Below are 16,247 nucleotides of genomic sequence, written 5' to 3'. Positions count from 1 at the left end.
TCCTCAGGATTTCAGTTCTGCGGCAATTGTTTCCAGCCGCTGCAAAAGGATTTTGAGATGCACGCGAAGCTTGTCCGCCTTGGTGTCGTCATAGGCGAATGGCACGGCCTCGGTCGCAAGATGGGTCGATTGGGCAAGCTCCATCTGGATGGCGTGGACGCCTGCTTTCGGCTTGCCGTAATGGCGCGTCGTCCAGCCGCCCTTGAAACGGCCATTGAGGACCGAAGTGTAACCTTCGGCCTGTTTCGCGGTCTCAACAGCTGCAGCCTCGATTTTCGGGTGGCAGGTTTTGCCCATATCCGTGCCGATGTTGAAATCCGGCAGTCTTCCCTCGAAGAGAAAGGGAATATGCGAGCGGATTGAGTGACAATCATAGAGGATGGCGACACCATGAATTGTCTTCACCCGCTCGATCTCGGCGGCAAGCGCCTCGTGATAGGGCTTGTGGAAGCGCGCAATACGGTCGACGATATCGGCCTGTGTCGGTGCTTCACCGTCCTTCCAGATGGCAATGCCGTCAAAGTCGGTTTCCGGGATCAGTGAAGTGGTGTTCTGACCGGGATAGAGGCTGACGCCAGCCGGATCACGATTGGCATCAATACAATAGCGGTGGAAGGTCGCCCGAACCGTGGTCGCGCCCTCGATGAGGCCGTCATAAAGCGTGTGAATGTGCCAGTCGGTATCGGCCAGTATCTTCCCATTGTCGTTGAGACGCACCCGGATGTCCTGCGGCACATCAGTCCCCGTATGCGGAAGACCAAGAATGACAGGCGAAGTACCCTGACTAACTTCGAATGGAGCCATGATCATGCCTCCAGAGACGGCAGGACGCCGCTCGAAACCGCCCCTACAAGCGCACCGTCAGCGACCAGATTGGCAGCATTCTTGAGGTCGTCGGCCATGTAGCGATCATCCTCCAGCGTAGGCACTTTTGCGCGCAGCACGCCGATGACCCTGTTAAGTTCCGGGCTGGTGGTTAGCGGCTCGCGCAACTCGACACCCAATGCACCTGTCAGCGCCTCGATACCGATAATGGCGTTGAGATTGGCGGTCATCTGCAACAGGCGGCGCGCACCGTGACAGGCCATGGACACATGGTCTTCCTGATTGGCGGATGTTGGGGTCGAGTCAACCGAGGCCGGATGCGCCATCTGCTTGTTTTCACTCATCAAAGCTGCGGATGTAACTTCAGCGATCATGAGACCGGAATTTAATCCCGGCTTACGGGCGAGGAAGGCCGGAAGGCCAAATGACAAGGCGGGATCAACAAGAAGCGCAATGCGCCGTTGTGAAATTGCCCCGATTTCGCAGATGGCCAGCGCGATCTGGTCGGCGGCGAAGGCAACCGGCTCGGCGTGGAAATTGCCACCGGAAACAGCGCGCCCGTCAGAGAGAACCAGCGGATTATCGGTAACCGCATTGGCTTCGATTTCCAGTGTGCGTGCGGCCTGTCGCAGAATGTCGAGGCAAGCACCATCAACCTGCGGCTGGCAGCGGATGCAATAAGGGTCCTGCACGCGCTGGTCACCTTCAAGATGGCTCTGGCGAATGACGGACCCTTCGAGCAGGGCGCGCAATGCCCGGCCAGCGTCGATCTGTCCTTTATGACCACGCAGGGTGTGGATTTCCTCGTGGAACGGTGCGTCCGACCCCATCGCGGCATCGGTGGACAACGCACCAGTAATCAATGCGGTCTGTGCAGCACGATGCGCACGGAAAAGCCCGGCCAGTGCAAGGGCAGTTGAGGTTTGCGTGCCGTTGATCAGCGCCAGCCCTTCCTTGGCGGCAAGCACGACCGGCTTCAGCCCCGCCTTTTCCAATGCCTTCGCGCCTGGCAGACGCTCGCCCTGATAGAAGGCTTCGCCTTCGCCGATCATGGCGGCAGTCATGTGGGCCAGCGGCGCAAGATCGCCCGAGGCGCCGACAGAACCCTTTTCCGGGATCATCGGGATCACGCCTTTTGCCAGCATGTTTTCGAGAAGCGTGATGACTTCGAGCCGCACGCCGGACGCACCGCGACCGAGCGAGATCAGCTTCAGCACCATAATAAGGCGCACGATGTTTTCCGGGAGAGCTTCGCCGACGCCGCAGCAATGCGACAGGATCAGGTTACGCTGGAGCGTGGTGACATCGCCTGCCGCAATGCGGATCGAGGCGAGTTTTCCGAAGCCGGTATTGATGCCGTAAACGGGCTCATCCCCTGCTGCGATTTCGGCAATGCGCGCTGCCGCTTTTTCAACGCCTGCATAGAAAGCGGGATCGATGCTGACGGGGAGACCATCGCGATAGATTTTTTCAAGCGTTTCCAGCGGGACAGAACCAGGCTTGAGGATAACGGTCATAAAAGGCTCCATTGCAAATGAATTAAAGCTGGCCTTTGAACACCCGCTTCCACAGCGGGTTGAAGCCGATGCGGTAAACGAGTTCGGCAGGACGCTCGACGTTCCAAATGGCGAGATCTGCATCCTTGCCGACTTCCAGCGTTCCGGCCCGATCGAGAACGCCAAGCGCACGCGCTGCTTCGCGTGTGACGCCCGCAATGCACTCATCGACCGTCATGCGGAAGAGAGTGGCGCCCATGTTCATGGTGAGCAGAAGCGAGGTCAGTGGTGATGTGCCCGGATTGTTGTCGGTGGCGAGCGCCATCTTTGTGCCTGCGGCACGGAAAGCATCAATCGGTGGTTTCTGTGTTTCTCGAATGAAGTAATAAGCGCCGGGAAGCAGCACAGCCACCGTTCCGGCCTTGGCCATGGCGGCAGCACCATCCGCGTCGGTATATTCCAGATGGTCGGCAGAAAGCGCGCCATAGGAAGCGGCAAGTGCCGCTCCATGCAGGTTGGACAACTGGTCGGCATGAAGCTTCACTGGAAGACCGTTCGCCTTGGCGGCATCGAAAACCCGGGCGATTTCGTCGGGCAGAAATGCGATGCCTTCGCAGAAACCATCCACAGCATCAGCCAGATTTTCAGCCGCAATGGCGGGCAGCATGTCGTTGATGACGCGGTCGATATAAGCGGTCTTGTCGCCGTTCATTTCCGGAGGCAAGGCGTGTGCGCCGAGGAACGTTGTGCGGATCGCCACGTCGCGCTCTTCACCGAGACGGCGGGCCACCTTCAGCGACTTGATTTCGCTGTCGCGGTCGAGACCATAGCCGGATTTGACTTCGACAGTGGTGACGCCTTCTGCAATCAGCGCATCGAGACGAGGCAGAGTTTCGCGCACAAGATCGTCTTCGCTTGCAGCGCGCAGATTTCTGACCGAGGAAACGATCCCACCGCCAGCGCGTGCGACTTCTTCGTATGTGGCGCCATTCAGCCGCAGTTCAAACTCATGGGCGCGGTTGCCTGCATGAACGAGATGCGTGTGGCAGTCGATCAATCCAGGCGTAATGAGCCGGTTGCCGCAATCTATTTTCTCAAAGGATGCATAATCGGCAGGCAGTGCATCTTCCGCTCCGACATACGCGATCTTGCCGTCTTTAACGGCAAGCGCTGCCTTGTCGATGAGGCCCAGACCATCGGCGTTTTCGCCCAGCGTGACGATACGGGCGTTTCTTAAAATATAGCCTGTTTTATCTGACATGAGCGTTTTCTCGCTTCCCCTGTTTTTCAATAATGTATATACATATTAACGGAGCCGCCAAGAGAAAAAATGCATCCACTTGCGATCTGTTGAAAGATCAGCGCGTAAATCTGGCGAAATGAGGAGCCTGTTCAAATGTCTGCTGCTGCCACAAAAACGCAATTTATCCATGTCGGACAGGCGCTTTTGCAAACAGGCTGGGCGAATGATGTGCGGCTTGGCATTGCTGATGGAAAAATCGCATCCGTTGAAACCGGCGTCAGTGTGCAGTCAGGAGATGAACACCATAAGGTGATTGTTTCCGGCATGCCAAATCTGCACAGTCATGCGTTCCAATACGGCATGGCTGGATTGGCTGAACGACGCGGTCCGTCTGCAGATTCCTTCTGGAGCTGGCGCGAGATCATGTACAAGTTCGCGCTCACCATGTCGCCGGAGCAGGCTGAAGCTGTGGCGTTGCGGCTGTACGTTGACATGCTGGAAGCCGGCTTTACGCGCGTTGGCGAGTTTCACTACCTGCATCATGATCGCGATGGTACGCCTTATAGCAATATCGCGGAAATGGCGGATCGCATTGTAGCTGCGGCCAAGACGGCAGGTATTGGTCTAACATTATTGCCGGTCTTTTATGTGCATTCGGGTTTTGGCGGTGCGGCTCCAAACGAAGGACAGCGACGGTTCATCAATGATGACGCAAGCTTCGCCCGCCTGATTGAAGCTTGCCAAAAGGCTCTGTCCGGCTTTGATGGCGCTGTGCTTGGTGTAGCGCCACACAGCCTGCGTGCTGTGACGCCAGACGAGCTGGCTTTTGCGGCAAAGCTTATACCCGATGCGCCGGTGCATATGCACATCGCTGAACAGCTCAAGGAAGTGGAGGACTGCATTGCCTGGTCTGGCCAACGACCGGTCGAATGGCTTCTTGATCATCAGGATTTGTCGTCGCGGTGGTGCCTCATTCACGCAACCCATATGACCGACGACGAAACACAACGCATGGCCAAGGCCGGTGCAATTGCCGGTCTTTGTCCTGTGACAGAGGCCAATCTGGGGGATGGAACGTTCAACGCCACTGCCTTCCACGCGGCAGGCGGAAAATTTGGCGTGGGATCGGATTCCAATGTACTGATTGGTATTGCTGATGAGTTGCGCCAGTATGAATATTCGCAGCGTCTCAAGCATCGCGCTCGCAATGTGCTGGCTGAGAACGAAGGGTCTACGGGCCGGGCCCTGTTCGATGGCGCAGTGACAGGCGGTAACATAGCCATGGGTCGCGCAGGCGATCGATTGAAAATGGGAGCTTCTGCCGATTTCGTTGCGCTCGATACAGCACGTCTGCCTCACGCGAAAGGCGATGGTGTGCTGGATGGCTGGATTTTCGGCGGTCGCGCTTCTGTTAAAGATGTATGGGTACGCGGTGTTAAACAGGTGGAAGGCGGACAACACCGCTTGCGTGATGAAGCCGAGCGTGCTTTCCAGAAGGCGATTGGTGAATTACTGGATTAAAAGGGACGAACGTGCAGGACAATTTATCCAGAAATGACGGACCTACGCTGTCGCTGCACCAGCGTATTCTGGATGATATTGAAACACGTATCATATCTGGCGAATGGCAACCCGGTCATCGCATTCCGTTCGAACACGAACTGACGGAGCAATATGGCTGTTCGCGCATGACCGTAAACAAGGCGCTGACGCAGCTTGCCAAAGCTGGCTTGATTGAACGCAAGCGGCGGTCCGGCAGCTTTGTTTCCTTTCCGCAATCGCAAGCCGCCATTCTGGAAATCCACGATATTCGCGATGAGGTGGCAGCACTTGGCATGCCTTATCGTTTTGAGCTGCTGAAACGGCGTGAGCGACTGAGCGGGCCTGCCGACGCCAAGCATATTGATATGCCACGTCACACGCCGCTGATCGAACTCGTCTGTCGACACTATGCCGGAAAGCGTGTGTTTGCACTTGAAGAACGCTTGATTAGTCTCGATGCTGTGCCGAGTGCAATCGATACCAATTTTGCAGAGCAGCCCCCCGGTCCGTGGTTGGTTGCCTGCGTACCGTGGAGCAGCGCGCAACATTCCATCCGCGCTGTCGCTGCAATTGAGGAGAATGCTGCGATGCTTGGCGTTGCTGCCGGTTCGCCCTGTCTGGTTGTTGAACGCCAGACATGGAATGCCGACCAACCAGTGACGCATGTGCGCTTCACCTATCCCGGCGACAGTCATGCGCTGGTGGCAAAATTCACACCATCGCAGGGGTAAGCCGGATCGGAAAGAAAAAAGCCGCCGCAGGGGAACAGCGGCGGCTAAAGGCAGCGTGACCGGGGTGGAGGTCAGGCTGCGCGTTTGATAGCGTCGCCGAGGACGGATACGATCGTATCGATCTGTTCCTTCTCCACGATCAATGGCGGCGAAAGTGCGATCACATCGCCGGTTACGCGAATGAGCAGACCCTTCTTGAAGCAATCCACGAAAACATCATAGGCGCGGGCGCCTGGTGCATCCTTGCGCGATGAGAGTTCGATAGCGCCAACCAGGCCAAGGTTGCGAATGTCGATGACGTTTGAAACGCCCTTGAGCGAATGGAGCGCTTCCTGCCAGTGATTGGCAAGCTCCGCACCGCGTGTCAGCAAGCCTTCTTCGGCATAGACTTCCAGTGTTGCAAGACCGGCAGCAGCAGCAACGGGATGACCGGAATAGGTGTAACCATGGAACAGCTCAATCGCATTTTCCGGGCCAGTCATCAGACCATCATAGACCTTGCGGGCGGCGAACACCGCGCCCATCGGGATGGCACCGTTGGTCAGTCCCTTGGCGGTTGTCACGAGATCAGGCACGACGCCGAAATGATCAACGGCAAATGGCGTGCCGAGGCGTCCAAAGCCGGTGATGACTTCGTCGAAGATCAGGAGAATGCCATGCTTGTCCGCTGTGGCGCGGAGGCGTTCCAGATAGCCTTTCGGCGGCAAGATAACGCCAGCCGAACCCGACATGGGTTCAACGATGACGGCAGCAATCTTTTCGGCGCCATGCAACTGGACGAGGCGTTCCAGATCGTCGGCAAGCTCGATGCCGTTTGCGGGCAGGCCCTTGGAGAAGGCGTTCTTTTCGATATCAAGCGTATGGCGCAGATGGTCGGCAGGAATCTGCGGGAAAACGCGACGATTATTGACGAGGCCGCCGACGGAAATGCCCCCGAAACCAACGCCGTGATAGCCCTTTTCGCGACCCAGAACCATGGTGCGGGTGCCTTGACCGATGGCACGCTGATAGGCGATGGCGATCTTCAGTGCGGTATCGACCGATTCCGAACCGGAATTTGTGAAGAACACCCGGTCCAGTTTTGCATCCGGTCCACCCGGTGCAATGGCTGCGAGCTTTTCCGCAAAGTCGAAAGCCACATTATGGCCCATCTGGAAGGTGGGTGCGAAATCCATGGTCGAGATTTGGCGCTCGACAGCTTCGGTAATGCGCTTGCGGCCATGACCTGCATTGCAGCACCAAAGACCGGCCGTGCCGTCCAGAACCTGATTGCCATCTGTGTCGGTGTAATACATGCCCGAAGCACTTGCGAGCAGGCGAGGCGCTGCCTTGAACTGCCGGTTCGCAGTGAACGGCATCCAGAAGTTCTCAAGGCTTGGCGTGTTGGTTTTGGTGAGCATCGTTACCTCCTATTTGAAGCCAGCAGGCCATGCTTTGCGAAAAGCAACAAGTCCTTTTCTTCAGAACATTAAGCCATTGTTTTTATGTGTGATAATTATCAAGTTTGTGCTATACTGAACATCATAAACATGGAGAGGATGTTTCGATGAGCATCGACATTGGCGGGAGGCTTCGTTATGTGCGCATGCGGCAGAATCTGTCGCAACGCGAGCTTGCCAAAAGGGCAGGTGTAACCAACTCCACCATCTCCCTCATCGAGGCCAATCAGTCCAATCCGTCCGTCGGCGCATTAAAGCGTATTCTCGACGGTATTCCCATCGGCATGGCCGATTTTTTCGCGCTCGAACCTGATGCGCCACACAAAGTATTCTATCAGGCCGAGGAGCTGGTGGAAATCGGCAAGGGGCCGATTTCCTATCGTCAGGTGGGTGACCATCTGTTTTCACGTTCGTTACAGATGCTGAAGGAGCGTTATGAACCCGGGTCTGACACGGGAAAAGTGCTTTTGATGCATGAGGGGGAGGAGGGCGGCATCGTCATTTCGGGTCGCATCGAAGTGACGGTGGGCAGTGAGCGCCGCATATTGGGGCCGGGCGACGCCTATTACTTTTCCAGCAAGCTGCCACACCGGTTCCGCTGCGTCGGACCGGCGCCGTGCGAAATCGTCAGCGCTTGCACGCCACCAAGTTTTTGAATCGCCTTGGGAAGGCGATTCAATCTTGTTCAAATATACTTACTCGTATCGGGAGATGCCGAGGTCGTCGGCTCGGATATCCGGCTTGTTGCCGGAAATAAGGTCGGCCAGCAATTTGCCGGAACCGCATGACATGGTCCAGCCGAGTGTTCCATGCCCGGCATTGATGAACACGTTGTCGTAGCGTGTTGCACCAATGATCGGCGTGGAATCCGGCGTCATCGGGCGCAGACCGGACCAGAAGGTTGCCGCTTTCAGATCACCGCCGGGGAACAGGTCGGTCACTGACAAATCGAGTGTTGCGCGCCGTGCGGCAGGGAGGTCCTTGGTGAAGCCCGAGACTTCCGCCATGCCGCCGACGCGGATGCGGTCGCCAAGACGGGTGATTGCGATCTTGTAGCTTTCATCGAGAACGGTTGAGACGGGAGCGCGATCCTCGTCGACGATCGGCGCTGTGATGGAATAGCCCTTCACCGGATAGATCGGGGCGTTGAGGCCAAGCGATTTGACGAGTGCGGGCGTATAGCTGCCAAGGGCGACGACATAGCGGTCGGCGGTCAGAACGCCTTCGGAGGTCTCGACGCCGGAAACCTTGCCGCCGGACATCAGCAACGATTTGATGTTGACGCCGAAGCGGAATTTCACACCCAGCCCTTCGGCAATTTTCGCCAGTGCATTGGTGAATTTGAAGCAGTCGCCGGTTTCGTCATGCGGCAGACGCAGGCCGCCGACGAATTTGTCCTTCACGCGGGCAAGAGCCGGTTCCACCTTGGCGCAGCCTTCGCGGTCGAGGACTTCAAATGGCACGCCGTCCTGACGCAATACTTCAATGTCCTTGCCGATACCGTCGAGCTGGTACTGTTCCCGGAAAAGCTGGAGCGTACCCTGCATACGCTGATCGTATTCGATGCCGGTTTCCTTGCGGAGATCGACAAGGCAATCGCGCGCATATTCGGCAACGCGCACCATACGGGTTTTGTTGACCTTGTAGCGGCTATCGGTGCAGTTCGCGAGCATCTGCATGAGCCAGCTATATTGTGCTGGGTCGCAGGTAGGGCGCAGGACGAGCGGCGCGTGCTTCTGGAATAGCCATTTCGCGGCCTTGAACGGAATGCCGGGAGCAGCCCATGGTGACGCATAGCCCGGCGAAACCTGACCTGCGTTGGCAAAGCTCGTTTCCAGCGCCGGGCCTTCTTCGCGGTCGACAACGGTTACCTCGTGACCGAGCTTGGCGAGGTAATAAGCGGTCGTAACGCCGATGACGCCGCTGCCGAGGATGGTGATCTGCATGTTCGCCTCTTGTCTTATGCTTTTATGTCGCTCACGCCGCTCTCCACGTAGACACGTGCATAACGGTTGCCGAGCGCAGTCAGAATTTCATAGGGAATGGTGTCGCAGTCGCGTGCCACATCTTCGAGACGTTGATGGGGACCGATCAGCTCCACAAGACTGCCAAGTTTCAGTATGCCTTCCGGCAGAGCGCTGACATCGAGCGTAATCGAGTCCATCGACACCCGACCGATGATCGGCAGACGCGTGTCGCCGAAGAACGCTGCGCCTTTATTGCTGAGGGAGCGGAACCAGCCATCGGCATAGCCGACGGCAATTGTTGCAACGCGCATGGGACCTTCGGCGATATAGGTGCCGCCATAGCCAACCGCTGCCCCCTTGTCGATCTCGCGCACCTGAATGACGCGCGCCGAAAGGGTGAGGACGGGAACGATCTCGCTTTTGGGTCCAACGCCATACAGCGCGACGCCGGGGCGAGCGAGGTCGAAATGATAGGTTTTGTCGAGGAAGCTGCCGCCCGAATTGGCGAAGGCAACCGGTAGTTTTGGCAGACGCGCGAGCAGCGCATTCATATTGGCGAGCTGACGGGCATTTGCTGCATTTTCCGGCTCGTCGCCGCTGGCCAGATGGCTGATGACAAACCTGATGTCGATATTGTCCAGAAGTGTGTTGCTTGCGAGAAGGCGCTCAAATTCCTTCGGTGACAGGCCAAGGCGCGACATGCCGGTATCGAGCTGGAGCAGGGCAGGCAGTTTCTTACCTTGTCTGGCGGCAAGTGCCGCCCAGTTTTCAACCTGTTCCAGCGAGTTGAGTACCGGCAGAATGCCTTCGCGGGCACAGGCTTCTTCCGTTCCCGGCTGAAGACCATTCAGGACGTAAAGCGTTGCATCGGGCTGGAGATACGGCTTCAGCGCAATGGCTTCGCCGAGATGAGCGACGAAGAAATCGCGGCAACCGGCATCGTAAAATGCAGGCGCAACACGGCTGGCCCCGAGCCCATAGGCATCTGCCTTGACGACGGCGGCGGCGCGGGTGGGGGCTATATGGCGGGCAATGGCCGAATAATTGTGACGCAGTGCCGAAAGGTCGATGGTCAATAGGCCACCGGCGGCAAGATCGCGCTCATCCTGTGAAAATTGCATCGACATATCAACCATTTACACTGTTCTTTCCAGACTGCTCGTCACTCTGCGAGAACGCTTGGAAGGTCGTTGTCGATATGGATCGTTTGCCTCCCGAAGCTTCTTGGCATATTAGTCGAAGACTATTCGAATGTTTTTGCTATTTATCGCATATTATGCGAATTACTGCATATCTTGCGCATATTTTAACTCTCAAGTTGAAGATTGTTCATGCCGACGCTCGACAGTATCGACCGCAATATCATCCGCTGCCTGCGCCGGGACGGGCGTATGACCAATAGCCATCTTGCCAGCGAAGTCGGTCTTTCCCAGTCCGCCTGTCTGCGAAGGGTGCAAATATTGGAAGAAAGCGGCGTTATTCGTGGCTACACGGCCATCGTAGGCTCTTCCGATGGTGACGAGCGGCTGGTTGCCATCGTGCGCATTACACTCGACCGGCAGACGGAGGAATTCCTGAACCGTTTTGAGGAGGCGGTCCGGCGGCACCCGGAAGTTCAGGAATGCTATCTCATGACGGGCGATGCGGATTATATCCTGCGCGTTGAAGCCGAAAATGCTGCGGCTTATGAGATCATTCACAAGGAAATCCTGTCGCGATTGCCCGGTGTCGCGCGCATTCATTCCAGTTTCGCTATCCGCACAGTGCTCTTGTCGAAAGCACCCACTTCACGTGGATAAATGCAAAAAGCCCGGCAAAAGCCGGGCTTTTCTATTCAGACGTGCGTTCTTTAACGGAATTCGTAGCGGAGACCGGCACGAATCGTATGCATATTGAAGCCATTGTCCTTGGCCTGCGTTCCGGTGGCCCCCGGTCCTTCGGCACTCCCGTAAGGATTGGTACTGCGGTCGGCAGCGTCGAAACCGTAGGCCTTGCCACCGTTGATGCGCATATAGCGATAGCCAACATCAAGCTTGAGCTGCTCGCTCAGATCGTAGCTGACACCGGCCATAAGAGCCATTGCGAAGCGCCAGCTATCCAGCCCATCCTTTTCACTGGAATAGGTGCAGCCTGCGCAGACCTCATGAGTTTTCCAGTCGTCATACTTGACATATGCAGCGCCGAGACCGGCACCGAGATAAGGCGTAACCGGTCCCATACGAGGCAGGTCAACATAGGCGTTGGCCATGGCCGTCCAGATATTGGCCGTAGATGAATCCTCATAATTGCAATTGTCTTCGACGGGGTTGAAACCCTTGCTGGATTTCACATAGCTCGGACAAGCAGTACGGCCGTTGATGCCCGCGCGGAAGAAATCCAGCGTTGCATCGGCACGGAACATATCGGTGAAGCGGTAACCGACGCCCACGCCATAAGTCGCGCCTGCCTTGAGGTTGAAGTCATCATAGCGCAGCGTGTCGTCGATGCCGCGATAGGGCGGATCGAACTGGTTCCAAAAACTCCAGTCTCCGTCTGTGCTGGATTTGAAATTGTAACCGAGGTCGCCACGAATATACCAGCCGGAGGAATTGACCGGTGCCGGCAATGGTTCAACAATAGCGTCTGGAATTATATCAGCGGCAAACGCCGCTCCTGATCCCGCCATCAGACTGACAGCTACAATGGTAATGGCGGCAGTGCACTTCATCGGTTCCCACTCCAAATCCGAACAGAAAAACGGTCCACAAACCGTATTGCCGGACATGGTAAAGAGATATGTTTAACACTTGGTTATTTTAGTAACCTTGCGATGCACCGTTCATCGCCACTCGCGTATAACGCGATAGTATTCCAGTTATTGCTAAGCTACAGGAGCCGACGCGGGGCCGGCTCCATTCAATCTTAAAAGTTTACGGAGTGGATGATCGATTTGTCGATATCGTTGATATTGCGCTTGCCGCACAGCGCCATCGTGACATCCAGTTCCTTACGGATGATCTCCAGCGCCAGCGTTACACCATCTTTGCCCATTGCGCCGAGGCCGTAGAGGAACGGACGACCGATGAAAACACCCTGTGCGCCGAGCGCGCGCGCTTTAAGTACGTCCTGACCGGAGCGGATGCCGCCGTCGACGTGCACTTCGATCTTGTCGCCGACGGCGTCAACGATCGGTTGCAGCATGGAGATCGAAGAAGGGGCACCGTCCAGCTGACGTCCACCATGATTGGACACGATGATTGCGTCTGCACCTGACTTTGCTGCCATCTTGGCGTCTTCGGCATCGAGAATGCCTTTGAGGATGAGTTTGCCACCCCATTGTTCCTTGATCCAGGCTACGTCGTTCCAGTTGAGCTGTGGATCGAACTGCTCTGCCGTCCAAGAGGAGAGGGAAGAAAGGTCGGTGACATTCTTGGCGTGACCAGCAATGTTGCGGAACGTGCGACGCTGTGTGCCCATCATGCCAAGGCACCAGGCGGGACGGGTCGCCATTTGCCAGATATGCTTCGGCGTGAATTTGGGTGGGGCGGAAAGGCCGTTACGAATATCCTTGTGGCGCTGGCCGAGAATCTGGAGATCGAGCGTCAGCACCAGTGCCGAGCAGCCGGCAGCCCTTGCGCGACTAATCAGGTTTTTCACAAAGTCGCGGTCCTTCATCACGTAGAGCTGGAACCAGAACGGCTTCTTTGTCACCGACGCCACATCTTCAATAGAGCAGATGCTCATGGTCGAAAGGGTGAAGGGAACACCGAAGGCTTCGGCTGCCTGTGCGGCAAGCATTTCGCCGTCAGCATGCTGCATACCTGTCAGGCCTGTCGGGGCGAGAGCGACCGGCATGGACACTCTTTCGCCGATCATCGTTGTTTCCAGCGAACGGTTTGTCATGTCGACTAGGACGCGCTGGCGCAATTTGATTTTCTTGAAGTCGTCTTCATTGGCGCGATAGGTCGACTCGGTCCAGGCGCCAGAATCCGCATAATCAAAGAACATCTTGGGGACGCGGCGCTGGGCAAGCCGTTTCAGATCGGCGATTTCAACGATGTTGGGCATCTATCCCACCCCTTGTGGTAATTTTTCTTGACCAATCGCATGACGGATCGTGCGACCGAAATCAAGTGGGAACAAGTATCGAATAACAATTGCCTCGCGGTTAATTGAAGGACCAGATAATTACTCTTATGATATTGGCACCCGCCCACGGCATCTCTTGTCAATCGAAGAAGGCGGTCCAGCAACTGGGTTAGAGGGTAACGGATGAGCAAGGCCACCAAAACCGGTTTTATCGGCAAGCGATCCGCTGCAGCGGGCGGCTGGGGCGCGTTGAAAAGCTGCGGCAAGCAACTGCTTGCAAGCGGCGCTCCGCTTTCCGGCGCGCGCACTCTTCTCAAGGCTAACCAGCCTGACGGGTTCGATTGTCCGGGTTGCGCCTGGGGTGATCCGGAACACGGCTCTTCCTTTGAATTTTGCGAAAACGGCGTGAAAGCGGTCGCCTGGGAAGCAACTGACCGGCGCACCACGCCTGCCTTCTTCCGCGAACATACGGTTTCGCAATTGCGTAGCTGGACGGATTACGATCTGGAAAATACCGGCCGCCTGACCCATCCGATGCGGTACAATGCTTCGACCGATCAGTATGAAGCCGTCGAATGGGATGAAGCGTTCAAGACCATCGGTGACATTCTCAAGAGTTTCGACAGTCCTGACCGGGTTGAGTTCTATACGTCGGGGCGCGCCTCGAACGAGGCCGCGTTTCTTTATCAGCTATTCGTGCGTGCCTACGGGACCAATAATTTCCCCGACTGCTCCAATATGTGTCACGAGGCAAGCGGCGTCGCATTGAAGCAGTCTGTGGGTGTCGGCAAGGGCACGGTGCTGCTGGAAGACTTCGAGAGGGCCGATGCGATTTTTGTCGTCGGCCAGAATCCGGGAACCAACCATCCACGCATGCTGGGCGATCTGCGTCGTGCCGCTGAACGTGGCGCGCGCATTGTCGTTTTCAATCCGATCCGTGAACGCGGGCTGGAGCGTTTCGCCGATCCGCAGAACAAGCTTGAAATGCTGCACGGTGGCAGCGAAGCCATAGCGAGCGACTATTTCCAGCCACGTCTCGGTGGTGATCTCGCCGCTTTTCGAGGCATGGCTAAAGCGGTTTTTGCAGCAGACGATGCGGCGCTCGCGGCAGGCAAGCCATCAATCCTTGACCGCGAATTTCTCAGTGCACATACGGCGGAACTAGAGGCCTATCGCGCGGCTGTTGATGCAACGCCATGGGACGCAATCGAGGACCAGTCGGGACTTCTCCGGCAGTCGCTGGAGCGTGCGGCAAAAATCTACATGGAATCGGACCGGGTCATTTGCACCTGGGCGATGGGGATCACCCAGCATCGCCATTCCGTTATCACGATCCGCGAAATCACGAATTTCATGCTGCTGCGCGGTAACATTGGCAAGCCGGGCGCAGGGCTGTGTCCGGTGCGTGGCCATTCCAACGTGCAGGGCGATCGTACCGTCGGCATCAATGAACGGCCTCCAGTCGCATTTCTTGATGCTTTGGAAAGGGAGTTTGGCTTTGAAGCTCCGCGCAAGCCGGGACACAATGTTCTGGGTGCCATTGGCGCCATGCTCGACGGGTCGGCGCAGGCTTTTATCGGCCTTGGCGGCAATTTTGCGCGGGCCACGCCGGATAGTCCGCTTATCTCGAAAGCGCTTTCCGGCCAGCGCCTGACGGTCCATGTCGCCACCAAGCTCAACCACTCGCATCTGGTGCCAGGACAAGATTCCTTTATCCTGCCTTGCCTTGGCCGCACCGAGATCGACCTCAACTCCAGAGGTGTGGCGCAGATTGTGACAGTGGAGGATTCCATGAGCATGGTGCACGGTTCAGGTGGCATCAACCCACCTGCATCTGCATACTTGCGTTCGGAAGTGGCGATAATTGCAGGCATGGCGCAGGCGACGCTTGGGCCGCAGCCGGTCGACTGGCTGGAGCTTGCCGATGACTATGATCTTATCCGCAACCACATTGCCCGTGTGCTACCGGATTTTTACGATTTCAATGAGCGTGTGCGGGTTCCCCGCGGTTTCCATTTGCGTAACTCCGCTCGCGAGCTGGAATGGAATACGGCAAATGGAAAAGCTACGTTCTGGACGGGTGCCCTGCCGGAAGCTGTCGAACATCAGCAGGCACGTGGTACGCCGGGGCGTTACGTGCTGCAGACATTTCGCAGTCACGATCAGTACAACACGACCATCTATGGCATGGATGATCGCTATCGCGGCGTTTATGGCGAACGACAGGTCGTCTTCATGAACGCAGCCGATATGGCGGATATCGGGGTAGAGGCGGGTGACCGGGCCGATATTGTTGGCGAGTTCGATGATGGCGTGGAGCGTATTGCCCGCGATTTCCGCTTTGTACCCTATGACATCCCCCGCGGTTGTATTGCAGGCTACTATCCTGAAATGAACGTTCTCGTGCCGCTCGCCAGTTCAGGTGACGAAAGCTACACGCCGACGTCGAAATCGGTGATCGTATCATTCCGCCCTCTTAAATCGGCTGTCGCGTGATGGATGAGGGCGAGGTGGAATATATGGCCTTCGTGGAAGCTCTCATGACAGCGTCCCGCGATCTTACAGGACTGGGAGCTGGCATTGTCGCCGCACTGGCGCTGGATATTGCGTCAGACAGTCGAAGCTTTGCGCGATTGTTTGGCGTCGCGCATGCGCTGGTACTGCGGGAAATTTCGGTGCTCGGGCAAGATCATGGTTACGTGCGGATCCGGCAACGCGACCCGCGCACTCAACGCACCCGCTATGAATTGAACGCCGCGGGACAGAGGCTCGTCGAGGAGGCAAAGATCTAGAAGGCTGTGCTCAACGGTCAATAGTCTTGAGAATTAACGTATTCTTGATTCCTAATTATAAATGCTCCGATAAGTAGCAAAGCCTTTCTATTATTTTGTGTAACCTTTTTCGAAAAGATTTTAACAGCGATAACTATGATGCCA

General features: G+C 56.6%; 14 protein-coding genes. 6 read left to right on the top strand and 8 right to left on the bottom strand.

The genetic code is table 11. The features are described 5' to 3' along the window. Positions 1 to 3: 3 nt before the first annotated feature. From hutG to hutI, 3 genes are read right to left on the bottom strand one after another with little or no spacing between them, the layout of a single operon-like run. Complete coding sequence (gene hutG, locus FJQ48_RS21470; RefSeq protein ID WP_139976947.1) at positions 4 to 804, bottom strand: N-formylglutamate deformylase; 801 nt, start codon at positions 802 to 804, stop codon at positions 4 to 6. A 2-nt stretch (positions 805 to 806) separates the two neighbouring features. Continuing rightward, entirely contained in the window at positions 807 to 2,342 is a 1,536-nt protein-coding gene (gene hutH / locus FJQ48_RS21465) for a histidine ammonia-lyase (protein WP_139976946.1), read from the bottom strand. Positions 2,343 to 2,364: 22 nt separating this feature from the next. Continuing rightward, positions 2,365 to 3,582, bottom strand: coding sequence for an imidazolonepropionase (gene hutI / locus FJQ48_RS21460; protein ID WP_139976945.1), 1,218 nt, complete (start codon positions 3,580 to 3,582; stop codon positions 2,365 to 2,367). A gap of 135 nt (positions 3,583 to 3,717) precedes the next feature. Between hutI and FJQ48_RS21455 the strand changes: the two genes are divergently transcribed. Both FJQ48_RS21455 and hutC read left to right on the top strand, forming a co-directional pair. Continuing rightward, positions 3,718 to 5,085 (top strand): formimidoylglutamate deiminase, encoded by a 1,368-nt coding sequence (locus FJQ48_RS21455; protein ID WP_139976944.1) that lies wholly within the window; start codon positions 3,718 to 3,720, stop codon positions 5,083 to 5,085. An 11-nt stretch (positions 5,086 to 5,096) separates the two neighbouring features. Further along, positions 5,097 to 5,837, top strand: coding sequence for a histidine utilization repressor (gene hutC, locus FJQ48_RS21450; protein ID WP_139976943.1), 741 nt, complete (start codon positions 5,097 to 5,099; stop codon positions 5,835 to 5,837). A gap of 71 nt (positions 5,838 to 5,908) precedes the next feature. Here the strand turns inward: hutC and FJQ48_RS21445 are convergent, their stop codons facing one another. Beyond that, positions 5,909 to 7,237: an aspartate aminotransferase family protein gene (locus FJQ48_RS21445; RefSeq protein WP_139976942.1), complete on the bottom strand. Its 1,329-nt coding sequence runs from the start codon at positions 7,235 to 7,237 to the stop codon at positions 5,909 to 5,911. Positions 7,238 to 7,383: 146 nt separating this feature from the next. On the opposite strand from FJQ48_RS21445, the gene FJQ48_RS21440 reads away from it, so the two are divergent. After that, on the top strand, positions 7,384 to 7,932 hold the full coding sequence (locus FJQ48_RS21440) for a cupin domain-containing protein (RefSeq protein WP_139976941.1): 549 nt from the start codon (positions 7,384 to 7,386) through the stop codon (positions 7,930 to 7,932). A gap of 39 nt (positions 7,933 to 7,971) precedes the next feature. Here the strand turns inward: FJQ48_RS21440 and FJQ48_RS21435 are convergent, their stop codons facing one another. After that, positions 7,972 to 9,222: a D-amino acid dehydrogenase gene (locus tag FJQ48_RS21435; protein ID WP_139976940.1), complete on the bottom strand. Its 1,251-nt coding sequence runs from the start codon at positions 9,220 to 9,222 to the stop codon at positions 7,972 to 7,974. A gap of 14 nt (positions 9,223 to 9,236) precedes the next feature. Further along, positions 9,237 to 10,379 carry an alanine racemase gene (gene alr / locus FJQ48_RS21430; RefSeq protein ID WP_139976939.1) on the bottom strand — a complete coding sequence of 381 codons (1,143 nt, stop codon included), beginning with the start codon at positions 10,377 to 10,379 and terminating at the stop codon, positions 9,237 to 9,239. Positions 10,380 to 10,574: 195 nt separating this feature from the next. On the opposite strand from alr, the gene FJQ48_RS21425 reads away from it, so the two are divergent. Beyond that, a complete protein-coding gene (locus tag FJQ48_RS21425; RefSeq protein WP_010659515.1) occupies positions 10,575 to 11,042 on the top strand; it encodes an Lrp/AsnC family transcriptional regulator in 468 nt (155 codons plus the stop codon). 50 nt (positions 11,043 to 11,092) lie between these two features. Here the strand turns inward: FJQ48_RS21425 and FJQ48_RS21420 are convergent, their stop codons facing one another. Both FJQ48_RS21420 and FJQ48_RS21415 read right to left on the bottom strand, forming a co-directional pair. Next, positions 11,093 to 11,950, bottom strand: a complete 858-nt coding sequence (locus tag FJQ48_RS21420) for an outer membrane protein (RefSeq protein ID WP_139976938.1) — start codon at positions 11,948 to 11,950, stop codon at positions 11,093 to 11,095. A 194-nt stretch (positions 11,951 to 12,144) separates the two neighbouring features. Then, entirely contained in the window at positions 12,145 to 13,290 is a 1,146-nt protein-coding gene (locus tag FJQ48_RS21415) for an alpha-hydroxy acid oxidase (protein ID WP_139976937.1), read from the bottom strand. A 204-nt stretch (positions 13,291 to 13,494) separates the two neighbouring features. Between FJQ48_RS21415 and FJQ48_RS21410 the strand changes: the two genes are divergently transcribed. Next, positions 13,495 to 15,807 (top strand): FdhF/YdeP family oxidoreductase, encoded by a 2,313-nt coding sequence (locus FJQ48_RS21410; protein ID WP_139976936.1) that lies wholly within the window; start codon positions 13,495 to 13,497, stop codon positions 15,805 to 15,807. Further along, a complete protein-coding gene (locus tag FJQ48_RS21405) occupies positions 15,804 to 16,103 on the top strand; it encodes a hypothetical protein (protein WP_139976935.1) in 300 nt (99 codons plus the stop codon). Before FJQ48_RS21410 ends, FJQ48_RS21405 begins: the two co-directional genes overlap by 4 nt. Positions 16,104 to 16,247 lie beyond the last annotated feature (144 nt).

Origin of the sequence: Ochrobactrum sp. CGA5 (assembly GCF_006345815.1) — a bacterium.
GTDB lineage: Bacteria > Pseudomonadota > Alphaproteobacteria > Rhizobiales > Rhizobiaceae > Brucella.
Note: the sequence above shows the minus strand (reverse complement) of the source record. Positions and strands in the feature narration are given on the sequence as shown.